Origin of the sequence: Streptomyces sp. NPDC126499, assembly GCF_040302485.1 — a bacterium.
GTDB lineage: Bacteria > Actinomycetota > Actinomycetes > Streptomycetales > Streptomycetaceae > Streptomyces.
This window is the reverse complement of sequence record NZ_JBEOUO010000011.1, coordinates 241,721-262,159: the sequence shown is the minus strand read 5'-3', so window position 1 is coordinate 262,159 and position 20,439 is coordinate 241,721. Positions and strand designations below refer to the sequence as shown.

Here is a 20,439-nt window from a genome sequence, read left to right as displayed (position 1 = left end):
CGGTGGCCGAGTACGCGGGGGAGCGGCTGGACGAGGCGGGGGAGCGGGCGGCGGTCGAGCGGCGGCACCTGACGTACTACCGCGAGCTCGCCCGGGGCGGCGACGCAGCACTGCGCGGGCCGGGGCAGGCGGCGGCGACGACCCGGCTGGAGGTGGAGCACGACAACGTGCGCGGTGCGCTGCGGACCGCCGTACGGCTGGGGGACGAGCAGGAGACCTTGTGCCTCGTGCACGCCATGAGCTGGTTCTGGCAGTTGCGCAACCATCTGCACGACGCCCGGACCTGGCTGCGCGAGGCGACCCGGCTCGGACCCGATCCGTTCGTCGGAGCAGTGCGGCCGGCGGAGCCGTTCGCGGGGCGGTGCGTGGACGTGCCGCCGCCGTGGACGGGGGAGCGGCTGTGGGAGGCGCGGCGCGGCGGACGGCTGCTCGCCCTCGCGACCGAGGGCGGGGACGGGGCCACCGCGCTGGAGCGGCCCGAGACCCGCGCCCGGCTCGATGCCGTCGTCTCCGCGTACCGGCCCGGTCTGCCGCAGACCGCCCGGCACCCCGGCACGATGTGGTTCTTCGCCCAGCTGATGACCGGCCGGTTCGGCAGCCTCGACGAGACCCTCGCCGCCCTCGTGGCCGCCGCCCGCGACCACGGAGACGACTGGGACCTCGCCTTCGCCCTGCTGCTCCGCGCCAGGCTCCTCGGCGGGCAGGCGCGGGACGCGGAGGAGGCGCTGGAACGGTTCGAGACCGTGCGGGACTCGTGGGGGATCGCCGAGGCCCTCGCCGCGCGGGGCGAGACGTACGAGCGGGCCGGCCGCACGGGCGAGGCCGCCGCCGACTTCGCACGGGCCATGGACGCCGCCGCCCGGCTCGGCGCCCGCTCCCAGGTCCCCGTCTTCAAGGCGCTGCTCGCAGCCCTCCGGCTCCGCACCCCGGCGGTCGCCGACGACCCGGTGGCCCGCGCCGACGCCGAACGCCTGCTCGTCGAGGCCGCCCGGGAGTCGGGCGAGGCCGGCACCGAGGCCGTGAGCACGCCCCGTCTGCTGCTCGCCCAGCACTACGGCGGCACCGGCCGCACGTCCCTGGCCCGCGCCCAGGTCCGCCTCATGGAGGATGAGTGCGGCGAGCTCACCCCCGGCCTCTTCCACGGCATGCTCGCCGGCCTCCACGCCTGGCTCGACTGCCTGGACGGCGCCTTCGACGACGCCGCCGCCCGACTCGCACGGGCGGTCCGGGAGATGGAGGCCCTCGCCCACCTCGTCGCCCCCTACCTGATCGTCACCCAGTTCGCCACCGCCGCCTGGGCCTTTGCGGGGACCGGCGCGGCGACGGAGGGCGCACGGCTGCTCGGCGCGTACGACGCCCACCGCGGCGCCCCGGCCGGCGCCGGCATCCGCCCCCTCACCGCCCCCACCGAGGCCGCCCTCCGCACCCACGCCGCCCGCGCCCTGCACACCGCCCTCGCCCCGGACGTCTTCACCGCCCACTACGAGGAGGGCGGCACTCTCACCGTGCGGGAGGCCGCGGCGCTCGTCCGGAACGCGCCGACGAGGCGGCGCTGACCCGACCGGCCGCCACCGGCCTGCTCCGTGAGCCGGCCGTCCGGTCACCGGGTGCCGGTCGCCGCGGCCGGCAGTCGTCACTCGGTCCCGCAGTGACCCCGCTCCGGCCGTACCGCCCCCACCGCCCGCCGCGCCGCCCCAGGCCCCGTCACCCCTCCCGCATCGCCAACCGCTCCCGCGCCTCCGCCAGGTCCTCCGGCGTCGGCGCGTCGTCCTGGGTGAGCCGTCGGCGCCAGTAGCCGGCGAAGTCGACGGCACGCCGGTCGATGCCCCGCTCCTCCACGAGGTGACGGCGCAGGGCCCGTACCGTCCCGGCCTCCCCGGCCAGCCACACGTACGGCGCGCCGGCCGGGAACCTTCCCGCCTCCGCCCGTACGGCCGCGATCAGGGATTCCTCGCCGGCCGCCCCCTCCCCGTACACCCAGCGCACCCTCAGGTCCCCGGCCGTCGGCAGCGGCTGCCGTTCCGCCGCGTCGGCGACCAGGACGACGGCGACCGCGGGCCGCCCCGGCGGCAGCGCCCCGGCGACCGTCGCCAGGGCGGGCAGCGCGCAGGCGTCCGCCACGAGGAGCGCCCAGTCGCCCGCGCCCGGATCGACGGGCGCGGCGAAGTGGTCCGACGGGCCGAACATCCCGAGCACGTCCCCGGGGCGCGCTCGGCGCGCCCAACGCGTCGCCGGTCCGTCCTCGCCGCCGCCGTGCAGCAGGAAGTCGATGTCGACGGTCCCGGCGGCCGGGTCGTGCGCCCGCACGGTGTAGCTGCGCATCCAGGGCCGCCGCTCCTCCGGGATCGCCGCGTAGGCCGCGTACCAGCGCATCACGTCGCCGTCCCGATCCGGGGCCGGCAGTACGGGCTCGGTCTGTCCGCGCCGGGGGAAGAACAGCTTCACCTGCGCGTCGGGCCGGGCGAGGGCCGCCCCGGCCAGGGAGGGATCACCGAGGGTGACCCGGGTCATGCGTGGGGTGAGGGGCCGCACGTCCCTGACGCGGACGCGGCGCAGGGGCAGAGGCTGGGATTGGGACTGGGACTGGGACTGGGACTGGGGCTGGGCCGGGGACTGCGGCTGGGACTGGGGCTGGGACGGAGGGGTCATCGATGCGGGCTCCTGGTTCGCTGGCGGTCGTCTGACGCGTCCGCCAGCCTCCCCGTCCGCGTCGACATGCCACCGACACCGTTCCGACACCGCGCCGACCCGACGCCGCGCCGACCCGACACCGCGCCGACCCGGCGCCCCCGCCCCCCTCACGCCCGCGCCCACCACGCGGCCCGCCCCCCTCCCGGCCCCGCGCCCCGTCGGCACCGTCGCCCGGATGCGGGACGGAGAGCAGGCCAGGAGAATGGCCAGTGCCTGCGAAAAACGAGGAGGCGGCATGAACGGTGACACCGACAAGACGTCCCGGGGGGACATCCCGACGCCCGACAGGCTGCTGCACGCCGGGTCGGAGGGTGAGTTCACGGCCGAGGACCTGGTCCTCGCCTCCGGTCGCGACGTGAATCCGAAGAATCTCGCCTGGGCCGAGCGGCGCATGGCGGAGAAGGGCCGAGCCTCCCTCGACGAACTGCTGCCCTGAGCGGCCGAACCGCTCCCCCAGAGGACGGACCGCCCTCGCGGGCGGCGCGGACGGGCCCGTACGCCACCGGTCGGCGCACGGGCCTTCCGCATTTATGGAACACGTTCTACCGTGGCGCCGCACCGCGCGGAGCATCGGAGCGCCGAGCCACGGGAGACGCCATGCACCTCGAGTACACGCCCGCCCAGCGCCGTCTGCGTGCCGAACTGCGGGCCTACTTCGCCGAGCTCGTCCCCGAGGACGTGGCCGCCCACGCGCGCTACGCCGACCCCGCCGCCCGGAAGCGCTTCTACCGCGAGACCGTGCGCCGGCTCGGCGCCGACGGCTGGCTGGGCGTGGGCTGGCCCACCGAGTACGGCGGGCGCGGGCTCACACCCATGGAACAGTTCCTCTTCTTCGACGAGGCCGCCCAGGCCGGCGTACCGCTGCCGCTGATGGCGCTCAACACCGTCGGCCCGACGATCATGCGGTTCGGCACCGAGGAACAGAAGGCGTACTTCCTGCCGAGGATCCTCTCCGGCGAGATCGACTTCGCCATCGGCTACAGCGAGCCCGACGCCGGCACCGACCTCGCCGCCCTGAAGACCCGCGCCGTCCGCGAGGGCGACGAGACCACCGGCCACTACACGGTGAACGGACAGAAGATCTGGACCACCAACGGCGACACCGCCGACTGGGTGTGGCTCGCCGTCCGCACGGACCCCGCCGCCCCGCCGCACAAGGGCATCACCATGCTGCTCGTGCCGACCAGCGACCCCGGTTACTCCTGCACCCTGATCAACACCCTCGCCTCCCACGACACCACCGCGAGCCACTACGAGAACGTCCGCGTCCCGTGCTCCCGCCGGGTCGGCGACGAGAACGAGGGCTGGCGGCTGATCACCAACCAGCTCAACCACGAACGCGTCACCCTCGCCGCCCACGGCACCATGGCCATCCGCGCCCTGCACGACGTCCGGCGCTGGGCCGCCGGCACCAAGCTCGCCGACGGCCGCCGCGTCCTCGACCTCGGCTGGGTCCGCCGCACCCTGGCCCGCACCCACGCCCGCCTCGACGCCATGAAGCTCCTCAACTGGCAGATGGTGAGCGCCGTCCAGAACGGCACCCTCACCCCCCAGGACGCCTCCGCCGTCAAGGTGTACGGCTCCGAGGCCCGCCGCGACGCCTACGCCTGGCTCATGGAGGTCACCGGCTCGGCGGGCGCCCTCAAGGAGGGCTCGGCCGGCGCCGTCCTGCACGGCGAACTCGAACGCGGCTACCGCTCGGCCGTCATCTTCACCTTCGGCGGCGGCAACAACGAGATCCAACGCGAGATCATCGCCTGGATCGGCCTCGGCATGCCCCGGGTCCGCCGCTGACCCGCTGACCCGCCGCCCGCCGCCCGCCACCGCCCTCGCGACCATCCCCTCGCCACCGTCCCGCGGGCACCGGCGAGCGCGGCCGGTCCTTCCTGGGCAGCTCTCCCCGCACCACGGTCGACCGGAGGCCCGCCTCCCCGTGAGGCCGGGGGAGTGGCACACTGGCGCGGTTCGATCATCAGGGAAGCCGCCACCCCCTTCGAGGAGCCTCGCCGTTGAGCATCACCGTCCCAGGACAGATAGACATCGCCGGCCCGGTGGGCAAACTGCTCCACCGGCGCCGGCTCCAGAACGGCACCGTCATGCAGTCGTTCGGCATCGACCCGGTCTCCGGGGACATCTTCGTGCTCCAGGTCATGGAGGCCGGGATCCGGCTGTCCGACGAGGCCGCCGCCGTCGACTACCCCACCCGCAAGGCCAACGGTGACCTGTGCCTGACCCGCCTCACCCGGAGCGGCACCCTCACCGGACACATGTACCTGCGCGGGTTCGGACACGGCGTCAACCTCGGAGTGGAGAACCGCGGCGGAACGGTCTGGCTGTGGACCGAGACCGCGTCCGTGCCCAACAGCAAGAACGAGGGTTACGGCACCGCCGTGACCAGCTTCGCCTACCGCAACGGCGATGTCGTCGACCACGGCACCGCGCGCCACACCCCGCCGTACACCCCGGATCCGGCCGCCCGCTTCGTCACCCCCACCATCGACCACAGCGCGGGCGAGCTCGTGGTGCGCTACACCCTCGGCGGCGTCGCGTCCTACGCGCGCTACGACCTGGCCCGCGCGACGGCGGGCGAGTGGCAGGCCCTCCAGACGCTCAGCCCGGACATCCCGGAGGCCGGCGCCGACTTCCAGGGGTACGCGTCCCACGCGGGCGTGCTCTACACGCTCAAGGGCCAGAGCCTCTACGACGCCCCCCTGCCCGGCAACACGTACATCACCGCCTTCGAGTGGGCCACCGGCAACCAGCTCGACCACCGGCACATCACCGCCGGCCCCGGCCTGGTCTGGCGCGAGCCCGAGGGCATGACCGTCGCCGTCCACGACGGCGTCCCGCACCTCCACTTCGGCTTCGCCTGCGAGAACCCCGGACCGCGCACCTGCACGATCATGTCCCTGTCCGCGGGCCCCGAGACCGACGGCGTGAAGGTCCTCACCGACTGGCGGCCGATCACGCTGGCCGCCGGAGTGACGGCCGATCAGCACCCGCCCCGGGGACGCCTCATCAGCCTCGCCGGCACCACGACCCTCCAGCTCTCCGGCGGGGTCAGGGGCAACTTCACCGCCGACGCGGTCATCGGCACCCTGCCCGACGCGCTCACCCCGAGCGTGGTCGCCCGCGCCACCGTGCCGCGCGACAGCACCAACGGCGGCCCCAGTGTCGCCCGCGTCGAGGCCGGGAACGACCGCGTGCTGCGCCTGTACGGCGGGCGCTCCACCGACCCGATCACCTGGGCCCAGCTCGACGCCTTCAGCGCCGTCTGGCGCTAGCCCCACCTCCGTTTCCGTCCCCTGGCCCCAAGGAGCCGACCACCCATGTCCCACAACCGCCGCAGCGTCCTCGGCGCGGCCCTCGCCCTGCCCGCCGCCCTCACCGTCGGCGGCCTCGTCACCGCCGCCCCGGCCGCGGCCGCCGGTGTCGACGCCGGTGCCTGGACCCCGCTCGTCCTGGAGCCCGGGATCACCCCGAGCGCCGGTGCGACCCCCGAGGTCCGGCTCGTCACCCTCGCCGGCACCCCGTTCCTCCAGGCCCGCGGCCTGGTGACGTGCAACCTGGCCTCCGACGCGAAGATCGGCAGGCTGCCCGACGGCTTCGCCGCGCCGACGGCGTTCGTACGCGGCGTCGCGCCCCGCAACAACAGCCAGGGCGTCAACGCCTGCCGCCTCGAGATCAACCCGTCCGGGTCGGTGAACGTCTACGGCGGCAACGCCGGGAACCCGATCACCTGGATCCAGCTCGACTCGGTGCAGACGGTCTGGCACTGACCCGGTACGGCGCCGCCGGGCCGGGTGGCGCCGGGCCGGTAGCGCCGGCTCGGCGCCGCTCGATCCGGTACGGGGCCGTCCGGTACCGGGCCGTCCGGTTCGGCCTCGTCCGGTTCGGGCCGATCGCGTACCGGGCCGCCCGGTACCGGGCCGCCCGGTACCGGGCCGCCCGGTACCGGGCCGATCGCACACCGACCGTCGACCTCGTCCTGCGCCGGCCCCGGTGCCGCCGGCCCTCAGGCCCGCGCGCGAGGTGATCCGGCGGCGCGTGGCCGCCCTCGCGTACGACGCCCTGCCTCCGTACGCCCACCGCTCGCCGCCCGCCCAGCACCCGACCGTCACCGCCGCCCGCCACCGCCCGCGCGGCCCGTCCCGCGCGTGAGGGGACGGTTCCGCCCGCCGCTCGACGGAGACGGCTCCGCCCGCCGACCCGACCCGCGCCGTACTGACCGCGCGCCATGGCCGCCATACTGGACACGCCGGGGAGGACCAGGGCAGACGGGGGCGACAGCACGCGATGGCGGACACGGACACCAGGCTGGTCCAGGGCCGGTACCGGCTGCACGAGGTGATCGGCCGCGGCGGCATGGGCGAGGTGTGGCGGGCCACCGACGAGTCGCTCGGCCGGCGCGTCGCCGTGAAGTGCCTGCGGCCGCTCGGCCAGCAGCGGGACCCGGCCAACCTGGCCGTGCTGCGCGAACGCTTCCGGCGCGAGGCCCGGGTCGCCGCCTCCCTCCAGCACCGCGGCATCACCGTCGTCCACGACTTCGGCGAGTCCGACGGCGTGCTCTTCCTCGTCATGGAGCTCCTCGACGGGCGCAACCTCAGCCAGCTGCTCGCCGACAACCGCAAGCGGCCCCTTCCCGTCGCGGAGGTCGTCGACATCGCCGAGCAGGTCGCCGACGCCCTCGCCTACACCCACCGCCAGGGCGTGGTGCACCGCGACCTCAAGCCGGCGAACATCGTGCGGCTCGCCGACGGCCCCGTGAAGATCTGCGACTTCGGGATAGCGCGCCTCGGCGCCGACATCGGCTTCACCTCCCGCCTCACCGGCACCGGCATCGCCATGGGCACCCCGCACTACATGAGCCCGGAGCAGATCGGCGGCGGCGAGGTCGACCACCGCAGCGACCTGTACTCCCTGGGCTGCGTCCTCTACGAACTGGCCACCGGCGTCCCGCCGTTCGACCTCGGTGACACCTGGTCCATCCTCATCGGGCACCGCGACACCACGCCCCTGCCGCTGCGCAGCCACCGCGCCGAACTCCCGGACTACCTCGACCTGGTCGTCCTCGACCTGCTCGCCAAGACCCCCGACGGCCGCCCGGCGGACGCGGCCGTGCTGCGCGACCGCCTCGCCGCGGGCCGCGCGGCCACGGCATCCGCGGTCTACCCGGCCCCGACGGCCCCGCCCGCCCCGCCCGCGCTCCCCGCCTGGGCCCGCGCCATGGGCACCGGCCGCGCCGCCACGACCACCCTCGCGGGGCGCGCGATGCCGCCGTACGACCCGACCACGGCCCTGACGGGCGAGTGGACGCGCGCGGCGCGCCCGACCACCTCCCACCAGGAAGCGGCCCAGGCCGAGGACCCGCTTCAGGCGCAGCCCCACGGCCACTTCGAGGACCCGCTTCGGGCGCAGCCCCACGGCCACTCCCAGGCCGAGGTCCAGGTGACCGGCGGGGCCCCTTCCCGACCCCAGGGCACCGGCCCGAACCACCCCCGCCACCCGTCCGGGGCGGCCGCCTCCGCGCCCGAGCTCGTCGCCGTGCTCGCCGGCCGGCACCGGGCCGGGCTCGGGCTCGGCCGGCTCGGCCGGTGGGAGGAGGCCGCCGAGCTGCTGCGTACGGTCGTACGGGACCGGGCGCGGGTCCTCGGCGCCGATCACCCCGACACCCTCGCCAGCGGCTACGAACTCGCCTTCGCCCTGGCCCGGCTCGGCCGGCCCGCCGAGGCCCTGCGCCAGTTCGGCGCGGTCGCCGAGGGGCGGGCCAGGACCCTGGGCACCGACCACCCCGAGACCCTGGCCGCACGCCAGGAGACCGCGTACGTGCTCGGCGGACTCGGCCGTCACGCCGAGGCCCACGCCGTGTACGAGGCGGTGCTCGCGGTCCGCGAACGGACCATGGGCCCGGAGCACCCCGACACCCTGCGCTGCCGCCACAACCTGGCCTTCACCCTGGGGCGGATCGGCCGGGTCGCGGAGGCGTACGCGACCGCCTGCGAGGTCGCCGACGCACGCGCCCGGCTGCTCGGCGCGGAGCACCCCGACACGCTGGCCACCCGTCACGAGGTGGGGCACGCGCTCGGCCGGCTCGGGCGCTGGTCCGACGCGCTGCGCCACTACCGCGAGATCGCCGGGATCCGTGGCACCGTCCTCGGACCCGATCACCCCGACACGCTCGCCGCCCGCTACGAGGCCGGCATCTGCCTGGGCCGACTCGGCCGCGCCGAGGAGGCCGCCGAGCTGTACCGGGAGCTCGTCGCCGCCCGCACCAGGACCGCGGGACCCGAGGACCCCGAGACCCTGCGCGCCCGGCACGGCCTCGGCGTGAACCTGGGCCGCCTCGGGCGGTGGGAGGAGGCCCTCGCCGAGGCGCGCGCGGTCTGTGCCGCCCGCACCCGGGTGCTCGGCGCCGACCACTCCGACACCCTCGTCAGCCGCCGCGAGACCGCCATCGCGCTGGGCTGGCTGGGGCGTTGGGAGGAGGCCCTCGCCGAGTACCGCCGGGTGACCGAGGCCCGCACCCGCCTCCTCGGCCCCGACCACCCGGACACCCGGTCCGCCCGCGCGGACGAGGCCCACTGCCGCGAACGCCTCGGCGGCGGGACGTGACCCCGCCGGAAGAACGCTTCTGCCCCGCCGCGTGATCCCGCCGGAAGAACGCCTCTGCCCCGCCGCGTGATCCCGCCGGAAAACGTCTCGGCGCCGACGTGTGACCGCGCCGGGACCGACACCGTACGGTCAGAGCTTCCCGGCCACGTGCGCGAACCGGCGCCCGCCGAGCACCTCCGCGAACGCGGCCAGGAAGTCCGGCGCGAGCTCCGGCCAGTCCCAGAACGCGAAGCCCAGGTGACCGAGCGCGAAGAAGTCGCCGTCCCAGCCCCACGCGGTCAGGTCGCCCGCCCGGCCGCAGGCGCCGCAGTCGGCCGTGGCCGCACCCGTCCGCTCCCACGCGCGTAGGGACGCGGCGAAGGGATCGAAGGCGCCTTCGACCGCCTCCCCGCCCGGGGTGAGGAAACGGGTCCGGGCGGCGCAGTTCGGGCAGACCGCGTACGCGCACGAGAACGGACAGCCGTGGAACAGCGTCCGCCCCACGTGGACCGCGACTCCGCCGCCGGCCCTCCACCGCGCTTCGGCCACCGCCCGTGACCACTCCGGGCCGGGCGGATGCCCGTACCGGGCGAAGAAGACGCAGTCCTCGCTGCGTTCGGCCCGCACGACGCCGCCCGAGACGAACCAGTGCAGCCCGCGCGCGGCCAGCCCCTCCGCCTCCCCGGCCGAGACGTCCTGGACGACCAGCGTCCGGTAGTGGTTCCCCATGGCCCCGACCGTAGGGCACGCCACTGTCAGCGCCTCAGCGGCCGTCCGGCGTCCCCCGTCCCACGTCTCCAGGAAGGCCGTCTGGTGGGACCGCGGCCGGGGTGCTAGCAAGAGGCATGACCGCAGCGCAGCGCTCCTACGACGCCGTCATCGTCGGCGGCGGACACAACGGCCTCGTCGCCGCCGCCTACCTCGCCCGCGCCGGGCGGCGGGTCCTCGTCCTCGAACGGCTCGGCACCACCGGCGGGGCGGCCGTCTCCACGCGGCCCTTCGCCGGGGTGGACGTACGGCTGTCCCGCTACTCGTACCTCGTCTCGCTCCTCCCCGAGAAGATCGTCCGCGACCTCGGGCTGCGCTTCACCGTGCGGAAACGGTCCGTCTCCTCGTACACGCCCTACCGCACCCCGTCCGGCGACTCCGGCCTGCTCGTCGGCGGCGACCGGGACCGCACCCGCGCCTCCTTCGCCGCGCTCACCGGTTCCGACCGCGAGTACGAGGCGTGGCGGGCCTTCCACGGCCGCACCGCGCGGGCCGCGCGCCGCATTTTCCCCACCCTCACCGCGCCGCTGCCGACCCGCGCCGAACTGCGCGCCCGGGTCGACGACGCCGAGACCTGGGACATGCTGTTCGAGCAGCCCATCGGCGTCGCCGTCGAGCGGCACTTCGCCCACGACCTGGTCCGCGGGGTCGTCCTGACCGACGCCCTCATCGGCACCTTCGCCGACGCCCACGACCCCTCGCTGCGGCAGAACCGCTGCTTCCTCTACCACGTCATCGGCGGCGGCACCGGCGACTGGGACGTCCCCGTCGGCGGCATGGGCGCCCTCACCGACGCCCTCGCCGACGCGGCGCGCGCCGCCGGGGCCACCCTCCTCACCGGCCACGAGGTCACCCGGATCGACACCGACGGCACCCGGGCCGAGGTCGCCTACCGCACCGCCGACGGCGAGGGCGTCGTCGCGGCGGAGCACGTCCTGGTGAACGCCTCCCCGCACACCCTCGCCGCCCTCCTCGACGAACCGGCCCCGGCGGCGGCCGAGGGCGCCCAGCTCAAGGTGAACATGGTCCTCACCCGGCTGCCGAGGCTCCGCGACCGCGCCGTCGACCCGCGCGAGGCGTTCTCCGGCACCTTCCACATCGCCGAGGGCTACGGGCAGTTGGCCGACGCGTACGCCGAGGCCGCCGCCGGACGGCTGCCCGGCGCGCCGCCCTCCGAGATCTACTGCCACACCCTCACCGACCCGAGCATCCTCGGCCCGGAGGCCGCCGCCCGCGGCTGTCAGACCCTCACCCTCTTCGGACTGCACGCGCCCGCCCGGCTCTTCGCCGCCGACCCCGACGGCACCCGTGACGCCTTCCTGGCGGCGACCCTGGCCCAGCTCGACGCCTGCCTCGACGAGCCGATCGCCGACTGCCTGGCCCGCGACGCCGACGGCCGGCCCTGCATCGAGGCGAAGAGCCCGCTCGACCTCGAACGCGAACTGCGGCTGCCGGGCGGCCACATCTTCCACCGCGACCTCTCCTTCCCGTACGCGGAAGAACAGCACGGGGACGAGCAGGGCGGAACGTGGGGCGTCGAGACCGCGCACGCCAACGTCCTGCTCTGCGGGGCCGGCGCCGTCCGGGGCGGCGGGGTGAGCGGCGTGCCCGGCCACAACGCGGCCATGTCGGTGCTGGAACGGGCGGCGGGTTGACGCCCGCGCCGCCCCCGCCAGCGGCGTGAAGCTGATCTGCGAGGGCGCTTAAGAAAACCTCGATGGACCGGAAGCCCGAGGTAGGGAAGATTTCTTCCAGGGATCTTGGGCGCTTCGCCGTGCCCTGACCCGCACATCAAAAGGACGCGCACGTCGGGAGCCGTGACATTGAAGGCACTGGTCAAGCAGAAGGCGGAGCCGGGACTCTGGCTCACGGACGTGCCCGAGCCGGAGACCGGCCCCGGTGACGTCCTGATCAAGGTCAAGCGGACCGGCATCTGCGGCACCGACCTGCACATCAGGTCCTGGGACGGCTGGGCGCAGAAGACCATCGACACCCCGCTCACCCTCGGCCACGAGTTCGTCGGCGAGGTCGTCGAGACCGGCCGCGACGTCACCGACGTCACGGTCGGCGACCTGGTCAGCGGCGAGGGCCACCTCGTCTGCGGCAAGTGCCGCAACTGCCTGGCCGGCCGGCGCCACCTGTGCCGCGCCACCGTCGGCCTCGGCGTGGGCCGCGACGGCGCCTTCGCCGAGTACGTCGTGCTGCCCGCCTCCAACGTGTGGGTGCACCGCGTCGCCGTCGACCTCGACGTCGCCGCGATCTTCGACCCCTTCGGCAACGCGGTCCACACCGCCCTCTCCTTCCCGCTCGTCGGCGAGGACGTCCTGGTCACGGGCGCGGGCCCGATCGGCATCATGGCCGCGGCCGTCGCCAAGCACGCCGGCGCCCGCCACGTCGTCATCACCGACGTCAGCGAGGAGCGCCTCGACCTGGCCCGCAAGACCGGTGTCTCGCTCGCGCTCAACGTCGCCGAGCAGACCATCGCCGACGGCCAGCGCGTCCTCGGCCTCAAGGAGGGCTTCGACGTCGGCCTGGAGATGTCCGGCAACCCGCGCGCGATGCGCGACATGGTCGCCAACATGACCAACGGCGGCAAGATCGCCATGCTCGGCCTGCCCAGCGAGGACTTCTCCGTCGACTGGGCGAAGATCGTCACCTCGATGATCACCATCAAGGGCATCTACGGCCGTGAGATGTTCGAGACCTGGTACGCCATGTCGGTGCTCCTGGAGGGCGGCCTGGACCTCGCCCCGGTGATCACCGGCCGCTACGACTACCGCGACTTCGACGCGGCCTTCGACGACGCCGCCTCCGGCAAGAGCGGCAAGATCATCCTCGATTGGAATGCTTCTTAAGGGGTTCACTCGCCCCAGTTCGCCCGACTCCCGAAGGAGCCCCCTCATGTTCGACTCCGTCCGCGACGACCTGCGCGCCACGCTCGAAGACATCCGCCAGGCCGGCCTGCACAAGCCCGAGCGGGTCATCGGCACCCCCCAGTCCGCGACCGTGGCCGTCACCTCCGGCGGCCGCCCCGGAGAGGTGCTGAACTTCTGCGCCAACAACTACCTGGGCCTCGCCGACCACCCCGAGGTCGTCGCCGCCGCCCACCAGGCCCTGGACCGCTGGGGCTACGGCATGGCGTCCGTCCGCTTCATCTGCGGCACGCAGGAGGTCCACAAGGAGCTCGAGGCCCGCCTCTCGGCCTTCCTCGGCCAGGAGGACACGATCCTCTACTCCTCCTGCTTCGACGCCAACGGCGGCGTCTTCGAAACCCTTCTCGGGCCTGAGGACGCGGTCATCTCCGACGCCCTCAACCACGCCTCCATCATCGACGGCATCCGCCTGTCCAAGGCCCGCCGCTTCCGCTACGCCAACCGCGACATGGCCGACCTGGAGCGGCAGCTCAAGGAGGCCGCCGAGGGCGGTGCCCGGCGCAGGCTGATCGTCACCGACGGCGTCTTCTCCATGGACGGCTACGTCGCCCCGCTCGACGAGATCTGCGACCTGGCCGAGCGCTACGACGCCATGGTGATGGTCGACGACTCGCACGCCGTCGGCTTCGTCGGCCCCGGCGGCCGCGGCACCCCCGAGCTGCACGGCGTCATGGACCGCGTCGACATCATCACCGGCACCCTCGGCAAGGCCCTCGGCGGCGCCTCCGGCGGCTACGTCGCCGCCCGCGCCGAGATCGTCGCCCTGCTGCGCCAGCGCTCCCGCCCGTACCTCTTCTCCAACACCCTCGCCCCGGTGATCGCCGCCGCCTCCCTCAAGGTCCTCGACCTGCTGGAGTCCGCGGGCGACCTGCGCGAGCGGCTGAACGCCAACACCGCGCTGTTCCGCCGCCGGATGACCGACGAGGGCTTCGACATCCTCCCCGGCGACCACGCCATCGCCCCCGTGATGATCGGCGACGCCGCCGAGGCCGGCCGCATGGCCGAGCTGCTCCTGGAGCGCGGCGTGTACGTGATCGGCTTCTCCTACCCGGTCGTGCCGCAGGGCCAGGCCCGCATCCGCGTGCAGCTGTCCGCCGCCCACTCCACGGACGACGTCAACCGGGCCGTCGACGCGTTCGTCGACGCGCGGGCCGCCCTGCGAGACTAGGGGCATGATCGAAGCGCGGCGGCTGCACATCCTCCGGGCGGTGGCCGACCACCGCACCGTCACGGCGGCTGCCGCCGCGCTCTACCTCACCCCGTCCGCCGTCTCCCAGCAGCTCGCCGCCCTGGAGCAGGAGACCGGCCACCGCCTGGTGGAGCGCGGCGCGCGCGGGGCCCGGCTCACCCCCGCCGGCGAGATCCTGCTGAGCCACGCCAACGCCGTCCTGGCCCAGCTGGAGCGCGCGGAGGCCGAGCTCGCCGCGTACGGCTCGGGCGAGGCCGGTACGGTCACGGTGGCGGCCTTCGCCACCGGCATCGGCCTCGTCGTCGCCCCCGCCATCGGCTCCCTCGCCCGCGCGGCGCCCGGCATCCGGGTCCGGGTGCGCGACGCCGAGGGCGACGAGAGCCTCCTCATGGTCCTGGACCGGCAGGTCGACGTGGCCGTCGCCGTCGAGTACCGGGGCGCGCCCGGCGAGGACGACGCCCGGCTCACCCGTGTCCCGCTCTACGCGGAGCCCTTCGACGCCGTCCTCCCGCCGGACCACGCGCTCGCCGCCCGGGAGCGGATCGCGCTCGCCGACCTTGCGAAGGACCCGTGGATCGGCCAGTCCGCCGGCAACCCCTGCCATGACGTGACCGTCCTGGCGTGCGAGTACGCGGGTTTCGCGCCGCGTCTGGAGCACTCCTCCGACGACTTCCGCGCCGTCGTCGCCCTCGCGTCGGCCGGCGCGGGCGTGGCCCTGGTGCCCCGGTCCGCGCTGCGGGGCACGGACCTGACCGGTGTGTTCGTCCGTCCGGTGGACGGTGTCGCCCCGACCCGCCGGGTCTTCGCGGCGGTCCGGCGCGGAGCGGAGGAGCACCCCCTGATCCGTCCGGTCCTCGACGCGCTGCGGGACGCGGCCGCGTCGGGGGCCTGAGGCCGCCGGGTCCCGGCGGCCCCTCCCCGCTGCCGAAGGGCGCCGAAGCCGAGTCCCGCCGAGGCCCGCGGCGGCCGGCGGGCCGCCGTCCACGGCGGGAACGCGGCGTCAGTCCGCCGACCGCACCCAGCCCCTGGCCTCCACGCGTGCCCCGTCCGCGGGCCGGGCCTCGTCGAACAGGGGCCGTCCGCCCGCGTCGAGGATCCGCAGCGCGTCCACGTACACGCCCCGCCCGACATACCGCCGGTCGGTCGTGTACCGCCAGCGCAGCCGTACGGGCCCGGTGGCCGGACCGTCGGGCAGGGCGGCCCTGACGGTGTGCCAGACGCGGCCTGACCAGCCGCTCGCCGTGCCCTCGGGGTGCGGCCGGGGCTCCCGGCCGGGGCGGGCCGTCGTGAACGGCACCGCCGCCCAGGTCGCCCCGCCGTCCGTCGACGCCTCCAGGGCGGCGCCGTCCGCGCCCGGTTCGGTGTCCCACCACAGGGCGCACTCCAGGCGTGCCGCCCCGGCGAGGTCCGGCAGGGTGAGCGTGGCGGTGGTGGCGCTCGCCATGCCGGAAAACCAGGCGGTGCGTCCCCGGGCCGGGCGGACGGGCACGGCGCGGGCGAGCGCGTCGGCGGCGGCGACGCGGGGCGCGGAGCCGGAGCGCCAGCTCCGTACCGGGTGGACGGAGTTGCCGAGGACGACGAGGAAGGCGTCGGTGCTGGGGTCCAGGACGAGGCTGGTGCCGGTGAAGCCGGTGTGTCCGGCGGTGCGCGGGGTGGCCAGGGCGCCCATGTACCAGTGCTGGTAGAGCTCGAAGCCGAGGCCGTGCTCGTCGCCGGGGAAGGCGGTGTTGAAGTCGGTGAACATCAGCTCCACGGAGGCGGGGGAGAGGATGCGGGCGTCACCGTACGCGCCGCCGTTGAGCAGCGTGCGGGCGAGGACGGCCAGGTCCCAGGCGCGGGAGAACACCCCGGCGTGGCCGGCCACCCCGCCCATGCCGTACGCGTTCTCGTCGTGCACCTCGCCCCACACCATGCCCCGGTCCAGGCCCGACCAGGGTTTGCGGGCGTCCTCTGTGGCGGCGATGTCGGGCCGCCAGGAGAGCGGGGGATTGAAACGTGTGCGGTGCATCCCGAGCGGAGCGGTGATCTCGATCCGGAGCAGCTGATCCAGGGGGTGACCGGTGATCTCCTCCAGGATCAGCTGGAGCGTGATGAGGTTGAGGTCGGAGTAGAGGTAGACCGTGCCGGGCCGATGCGCCGGCACCTCGTTCCACAGCAGCCGCAGCTGCCCCTCCCGGGTCGGCTCCTTGTAGAGCGGGATCCAGGCACGGAAGCCCGAGGTGTGGGTGAGCAGCTGACGGACCGTGATGTCCTGCTTGCCGCCGCCACCGAACTCCGGCAGATACGCCGTGACCCGCTCCTCGAGGGCCAGCGTCCCGCGCTCGACCTGCTGCACCGCCAGGATCGAGGTGAAGAGCTTGGAGACCGACGCGAGGTCGAAGACCGTGTCCTCGCGCATCGGGATCTGCTCGTCCGCCGGCAGTTCGACGCCGGTGTCGGTCTTCTCGTCGTACGCCGCGTAGCGCACGGCCATGCCGATCGGCCGGTGCAGCGCCACGGTCCCGCCGCGTCCGGCGAGCAGCACGGCGCCCGCGTACCAGGGGTGGACGGGGGAGGGGCGCAGGAAGGATTCGGCGTCGGTGACCAGGCGGTCCAGATGCTCGGGCAGCAGCCCGGCCCGCTCGGCGGAGCCGCGCCGCAGGGTGGTCCGCCGCACGCCACCGCCCGCACCACCGCCCGCGCCACCGTGCGTACCGCTGCCGCCCGCGCCGCCCTCCTCGGGGCCGTGGGCGGCCGCTCCCGGCACCGCACCGATCATCAGCGCACCTCCCAGGGCGAGGACCCCGCCGCCGAACGCCCTGCGGCTCAGACCCCGTCCGTCGCTCCTCGACTCCTGCGTCATGTCCACCCTCTCACCGCTTCCTGAAAGAAAACTTCGGCCGCTCCGGCAAGATCTGAAACTTTCCTACCGGAGGGGGAGCGGATCGCGGAAGCGCGCGGCGCCGCAAAGAATCTGACACTGCATCAGAAAATCTCTTCCCTCGGCACGACCGCTGCGGCATCCTGCCGCCCATGAAGACGGAGCTGAGTCGCACCCTGGGGATCGAGCACGCCATCTTCGGCTTCACGCCCTTCCCCGCGGTGGCCGCCGCCCTCACCAGAGCCGGCGGGTTCGGCGTCCTCGGCGCGGTGCGCTACACCGCCCCCGGCGACCTCGCCCGCGACCTCGACTGGATGCAGGACCACACCGACGGGCTGCCCTACGGCCTCGACGTCGTCATGCCGGCCAAGAAGGTCGAAGGGGTGACCGAGGCCGACGTCGAGGCCATGATCCCCGAGGGGCACCGCGCGTTCGTCCGCGCCACCCTCGCCAGACACGGCGTCCCCGAACTCGCCGAGGGCGAGGCGTCCGGCTGGCGCATCACCGGCTGGATGGAACAGGTCGCCCGCGGCCAGCTCGACGTCGCCTTCGACTACCCCGTCAAGCTGCTCGCCAACGCGCTCGGCTCCCCGCCCGCCGACGTCGTCGCCCGCGCCCACGACCACGGCGTCCTCGTCGCCGCCCTCGCCGGCAGCGCCCGGCACGCCCGCCGCCACGCCGACGCCGGCATCGACGTCGTCGTCGCCCAGGGCTACGAGGCCGGCGGCCACACCGGCGAGATCGCCTCCATGGTCCTCACCCCCGAGGTCGTCGAGGCCGTCTCTCCCCTTCCCGTCCTCGCCGCGGGCGGCATCGGCAGCGGCGAACAGATCGCCGCCGGTCTCGCCCTCGGCGCCCAGGGCGTCTGGCTCGGCTCGCTCTGGCTCACCACCACCGAGGCCGAACTGCACTCCCGCGCCCTCACCGAGAAGCTCCTCGCCGCCGGCTCCGGCGACACCGTCCGCTCCCGCGCCCTCACCGGCAAACCCGCCCGGCAGCTGCGCACCGAATGGACCGACGCCTGGGACGACCCGGCCGGGCCGGACCCCCTGCCCATGCCGCTCCAGGGCCTGCTGGTCGCCGAGGCCGTCTCCCGCATCCAGAAGTACGAGGTGACACCCCTGCTCGGCACCCCCGTCGGCCAGATCGTCGGCCGGATGAACTCCGAACGCAGCGTCCAGCAGGTCGTCGACGACCTCACCCGCGGCTTCGAGAGGGCGGTCACCCGGATCAACCGCATCGCCGGAAGGAGCGCGCGGTGACGCATCCGCCCACCGGGTTCTGGGCCCAGGCCGCCGCCGACCCCGACCGCACCGTCCTGATCACCCCCGACGGCGAGGAGTGGAGCGCCGGACGGCTCCTCGCCGACGCCAACCGCCTCGTCCACGGCCTGCGCGCCGCCGGCCTGGAGCGCGGCGACGCCTTCGCCGTCGTCCTGCCCAACGGCAGCGCCTTCCTCACCGCCTACCTCGCCGCCGCCCAGGCCGGGTTCTACCTCGTCCCCGTCAACCACCACCTCGTCGGCCCCGAGATCGCCTGGATCGTCGCGGACTCCGGCGCCAAGGTCCTCCTCGCCCACGAGCGGTTCGCCGAGGCCGCGACCGCCGCCGCCGACGAGGCGGGCCTCGCCCCGAGCCACCGCTACGCCGTCGGTGAGGGCCCCGGCCGCCAGGTCCCCGGCTTCCGCCCGTACGCCGAACTCCTCGACGGCCGCCCGGACTCGGCCCCCGACGACCGCACCCTCGGCTGGGTCATGAACTACACCTCCGGCACCACCGGCCGGCCCCGCGGCATCCGCCGCCCCCTGCCCGGCAGGCTCCCCGAGGAGACGCATCTCGGCGGCTTCCTCGGCATCTTCGGCATCAAACCCTTCGACGGCAACGTCCACCTGGTCTGCTCGCCGCTCTACCACACGGCCGTCCTCCAGTTCGCCGCCGCCGCCCTGCACATCGGGCATCCGCTCGTCGTCATGGACAAGTGGACGCCCGAGGAGATGCTGCGGCTCGTCGACACCCACCGCTGCACCCACACGCACATGGTGCCCACCCAGTTCCACCGGCTGCTCGCCCTGCCCGAGGAGACCAGGAACCGCTACGACGTCTCCTCCCTGCGCCACGCCCTCCACGGCGCCGCCCCCTGCCCCGAGCACGTCAAGCGGGCGATGATCGAGTGGTGGGGCCGCTGCGTCGAGGAGTACTACGCGGCCAGCGAGGGCGGCGGGGCGTTCGCCACCGCCGAGGAGTGGCTGAGGAAGCCCGGCACCGTCGGCCGCGCCTGGCCCATCAGCGAGCTCGCCGTCTTCGACGACGACGGCAACCGGCTGCCGCCCGGCCGGCTCGGCACCGTCTACATGAAGATGAGCACCGGCGGCTTCCGCTACCACAAGGACGAGGCCAAGACCGCGTCGAACCGCATCGGCGACTTCTTCACCGTCGGCGACCTCGGCGTGCTCGACGAGGACGGCTACCTCTTCCTGCGCGACCGCAAGATCGACATGATCATCTCCGGCGGGGTGAACATCTACCCCGCCGAGATCGAGGCCGCCCTCCTCGCCCATCCCGCCGTCGCCGACGCCGCCGCCTTCGGCATCCCGCACCCCGACCGGGGCGAGGAGGTCAAGGCCGTCGTCGAACCGGCCGAGGGCCACGAGCCGGGACCCGAACTCGCCGCCGCCGTCCTCGCCCACTGCGCCGGCCGGCTGGCCTCGTACAAGCGGCCCCGGTCCGTCGACTTCATCGCCCACATGCCCCGCGACCCCAACGGCAAGCTCTACAAACGCCGCCTGCGCGACCCGTACTGGGAGGGCCACGAGCGGCCGCTGTGACGCACTCAGCGCCCCACGGCCCCGTCGGCCTGCTCGCGCAGGATGTCGGCGTGCCCCGCGTGCCGTGCGGTCTCCTCGATCATGTGGACGAGGATCCAGCGCAGCGAGCGCCGCACCTTCTTGTGCCCGGCCGGCCGGACGGCGAGCGTGTCCAGATCGCCGCAGGCCGCCACGACGGCGTCGGAGCGGCGGCACGCTTCCCGGTAGGCGGCGAGCAGCCGCTCCGGGTCGTCCTCCTCGGTGACCTCCATGCCGAGGTCGGGCGCCGGCCCCTCCTCGCCTTCGAACGACCGGACGAACCAGTACGTCTCGGCCGCCGTCAGATGCTTCACCAGGCCGAGCAGGCTGGTGCCCGACGGCACCCCCGGCCTCCGCGCCGCTTCCGGATCGAGGCCCTGCGCCTTCGCCGCGACCGCCTGCCGCAGGTACCCGAGGAAGGCGAGCAGCGTCGCCCGCTCGTCCGGCCCGCCGTCCGGCGGGCCCACATCCACACGGGCCCGGTCCGCGTCCTGAATCTCCGTCATGCGGGCACCCTACGCGGCGCACGGGCGGCGTTCCTCCCTGATGAGGAAGGCACTCCATC

The 20,439-nt window shown here is 74.7% G+C and carries 15 protein-coding genes and 1 pseudogene; 12 read left to right on the top strand and 4 right to left on the bottom strand.

Features of this window, described 5'->3' with window-relative positions; all coding sequences use genetic code 11:
* Positions 1–1,556, top strand: a pseudogene (locus ABTZ91_RS19200) (AfsR family transcriptional regulator); the annotation flags it as partial.
* A 148-nt stretch (positions 1,557–1,704) separates the two neighbouring features.
* Here the strand turns inward: ABTZ91_RS19200 and ABTZ91_RS19195 are convergent.
* Positions 1,705–2,562 carry a siderophore-interacting protein gene (locus ABTZ91_RS19195; protein ID WP_352078366.1) on the bottom strand — a complete coding sequence of 286 codons (858 nt, stop codon included), beginning with the start codon at positions 2,560–2,562 and terminating at the stop codon, positions 1,705–1,707.
* Positions 2,563–2,926: 364 nt separating this feature from the next.
* On the opposite strand from ABTZ91_RS19195, the gene ABTZ91_RS19190 reads away from it, so the two are divergent.
* From ABTZ91_RS19190 to ABTZ91_RS19170, 5 genes are all read left to right on the top strand, one after another.
* Positions 2,927–3,127: a hypothetical protein gene (locus ABTZ91_RS19190; protein WP_345491372.1), complete on the top strand. Its 201-nt coding sequence runs from the start codon at positions 2,927–2,929 to the stop codon at positions 3,125–3,127.
* 161 nt (positions 3,128–3,288) lie between these two features.
* Positions 3,289–4,485, top strand: a complete 1,197-nt coding sequence (locus ABTZ91_RS19185) for an acyl-CoA dehydrogenase family protein (protein WP_352078350.1) — start codon at positions 3,289–3,291, stop codon at positions 4,483–4,485.
* 215 nt (positions 4,486–4,700) lie between these two features.
* The gene (locus tag ABTZ91_RS19180; RefSeq protein ID WP_352078349.1) at positions 4,701–5,975 is read left to right on the top strand and encodes a hypothetical protein; all 1,275 of its coding nucleotides are present in this window, start codon (positions 4,701–4,703) and stop codon (positions 5,973–5,975) included.
* A 45-nt stretch (positions 5,976–6,020) separates the two neighbouring features.
* Positions 6,021–6,470 carry a hypothetical protein gene (locus ABTZ91_RS19175; RefSeq protein WP_352078348.1) on the top strand — a complete coding sequence of 150 codons (450 nt, stop codon included), beginning with the start codon at positions 6,021–6,023 and terminating at the stop codon, positions 6,468–6,470.
* Between the two features lie 517 nt (positions 6,471–6,987).
* A complete protein-coding gene (locus tag ABTZ91_RS19170) occupies positions 6,988–9,303 on the top strand; it encodes a serine/threonine-protein kinase (RefSeq protein ID WP_352078347.1) in 2,316 nt (771 codons plus the stop codon).
* A 129-nt stretch (positions 9,304–9,432) separates the two neighbouring features.
* Here the strand turns inward: ABTZ91_RS19170 and ABTZ91_RS19165 are convergent, their stop codons facing one another.
* Positions 9,433–10,011 carry a hypothetical protein gene (locus ABTZ91_RS19165; RefSeq protein ID WP_352078346.1) on the bottom strand — a complete coding sequence of 193 codons (579 nt, stop codon included), beginning with the start codon at positions 10,009–10,011 and terminating at the stop codon, positions 9,433–9,435.
* Positions 10,012–10,127: 116 nt separating this feature from the next.
* On the opposite strand from ABTZ91_RS19165, the gene ABTZ91_RS19160 reads away from it, so the two are divergent.
* The 4 genes from ABTZ91_RS19160 to ABTZ91_RS19145 all read left to right on the top strand — a co-directional run bounded on the left by ABTZ91_RS19160 (position 10,128) and on the right by ABTZ91_RS19145 (position 15,064).
* On the top strand, positions 10,128–11,705 hold the full coding sequence (locus tag ABTZ91_RS19160) for an NAD(P)/FAD-dependent oxidoreductase (RefSeq protein WP_352078345.1): 1,578 nt from the start codon (positions 10,128–10,130) through the stop codon (positions 11,703–11,705).
* Between the two features lie 168 nt (positions 11,706–11,873).
* Positions 11,874–12,905: an L-threonine 3-dehydrogenase gene (gene tdh, locus ABTZ91_RS19155; RefSeq protein ID WP_352078365.1), complete on the top strand. Its 1,032-nt coding sequence runs from the start codon at positions 11,874–11,876 to the stop codon at positions 12,903–12,905.
* A 46-nt stretch (positions 12,906–12,951) separates the two neighbouring features.
* Positions 12,952–14,151 carry a glycine C-acetyltransferase gene (locus ABTZ91_RS19150; protein ID WP_352078344.1) on the top strand — a complete coding sequence of 400 codons (1,200 nt, stop codon included), beginning with the start codon at positions 12,952–12,954 and terminating at the stop codon, positions 14,149–14,151.
* Positions 14,152–14,155: 4 nt separating this feature from the next.
* Positions 14,156–15,064, top strand: coding sequence for a LysR family transcriptional regulator (locus ABTZ91_RS19145; RefSeq protein ID WP_352078343.1), 909 nt, complete (start codon positions 14,156–14,158; stop codon positions 15,062–15,064).
* A 108-nt stretch (positions 15,065–15,172) separates the two neighbouring features.
* Here ABTZ91_RS19145 and ABTZ91_RS19140 read toward each other — a convergent pair whose 3' ends face one another.
* Positions 15,173–17,014: a serine hydrolase gene (locus ABTZ91_RS19140; protein WP_352078342.1), complete on the bottom strand. Its 1,842-nt coding sequence runs from the start codon at positions 17,012–17,014 to the stop codon at positions 15,173–15,175.
* 170 nt (positions 17,015–17,184) lie between these two features.
* On the opposite strand from ABTZ91_RS19140, the gene ABTZ91_RS19135 reads away from it, so the two are divergent.
* Positions 17,185–18,294, top strand: a complete 1,110-nt coding sequence (locus ABTZ91_RS19135; RefSeq protein WP_352078341.1) for a nitronate monooxygenase family protein — start codon at positions 17,185–17,187, stop codon at positions 18,292–18,294.
* Positions 18,291–19,856 carry an acyl-CoA synthetase gene (locus ABTZ91_RS19130; protein WP_352078340.1) on the top strand — a complete coding sequence of 522 codons (1,566 nt, stop codon included), beginning with the start codon at positions 18,291–18,293 and terminating at the stop codon, positions 19,854–19,856. Before ABTZ91_RS19135 ends, ABTZ91_RS19130 begins: the two co-directional genes overlap by 4 nt.
* Positions 19,857–19,861: 5 nt before the next feature.
* Here ABTZ91_RS19130 and ABTZ91_RS19125 read toward each other — a convergent pair whose 3' ends face one another.
* Positions 19,862–20,380, bottom strand: coding sequence for a DinB family protein (locus ABTZ91_RS19125; protein ID WP_352078339.1), 519 nt, complete (start codon positions 20,378–20,380; stop codon positions 19,862–19,864).
* Between the last annotated feature and the right edge of the window lie 59 nt (positions 20,381–20,439).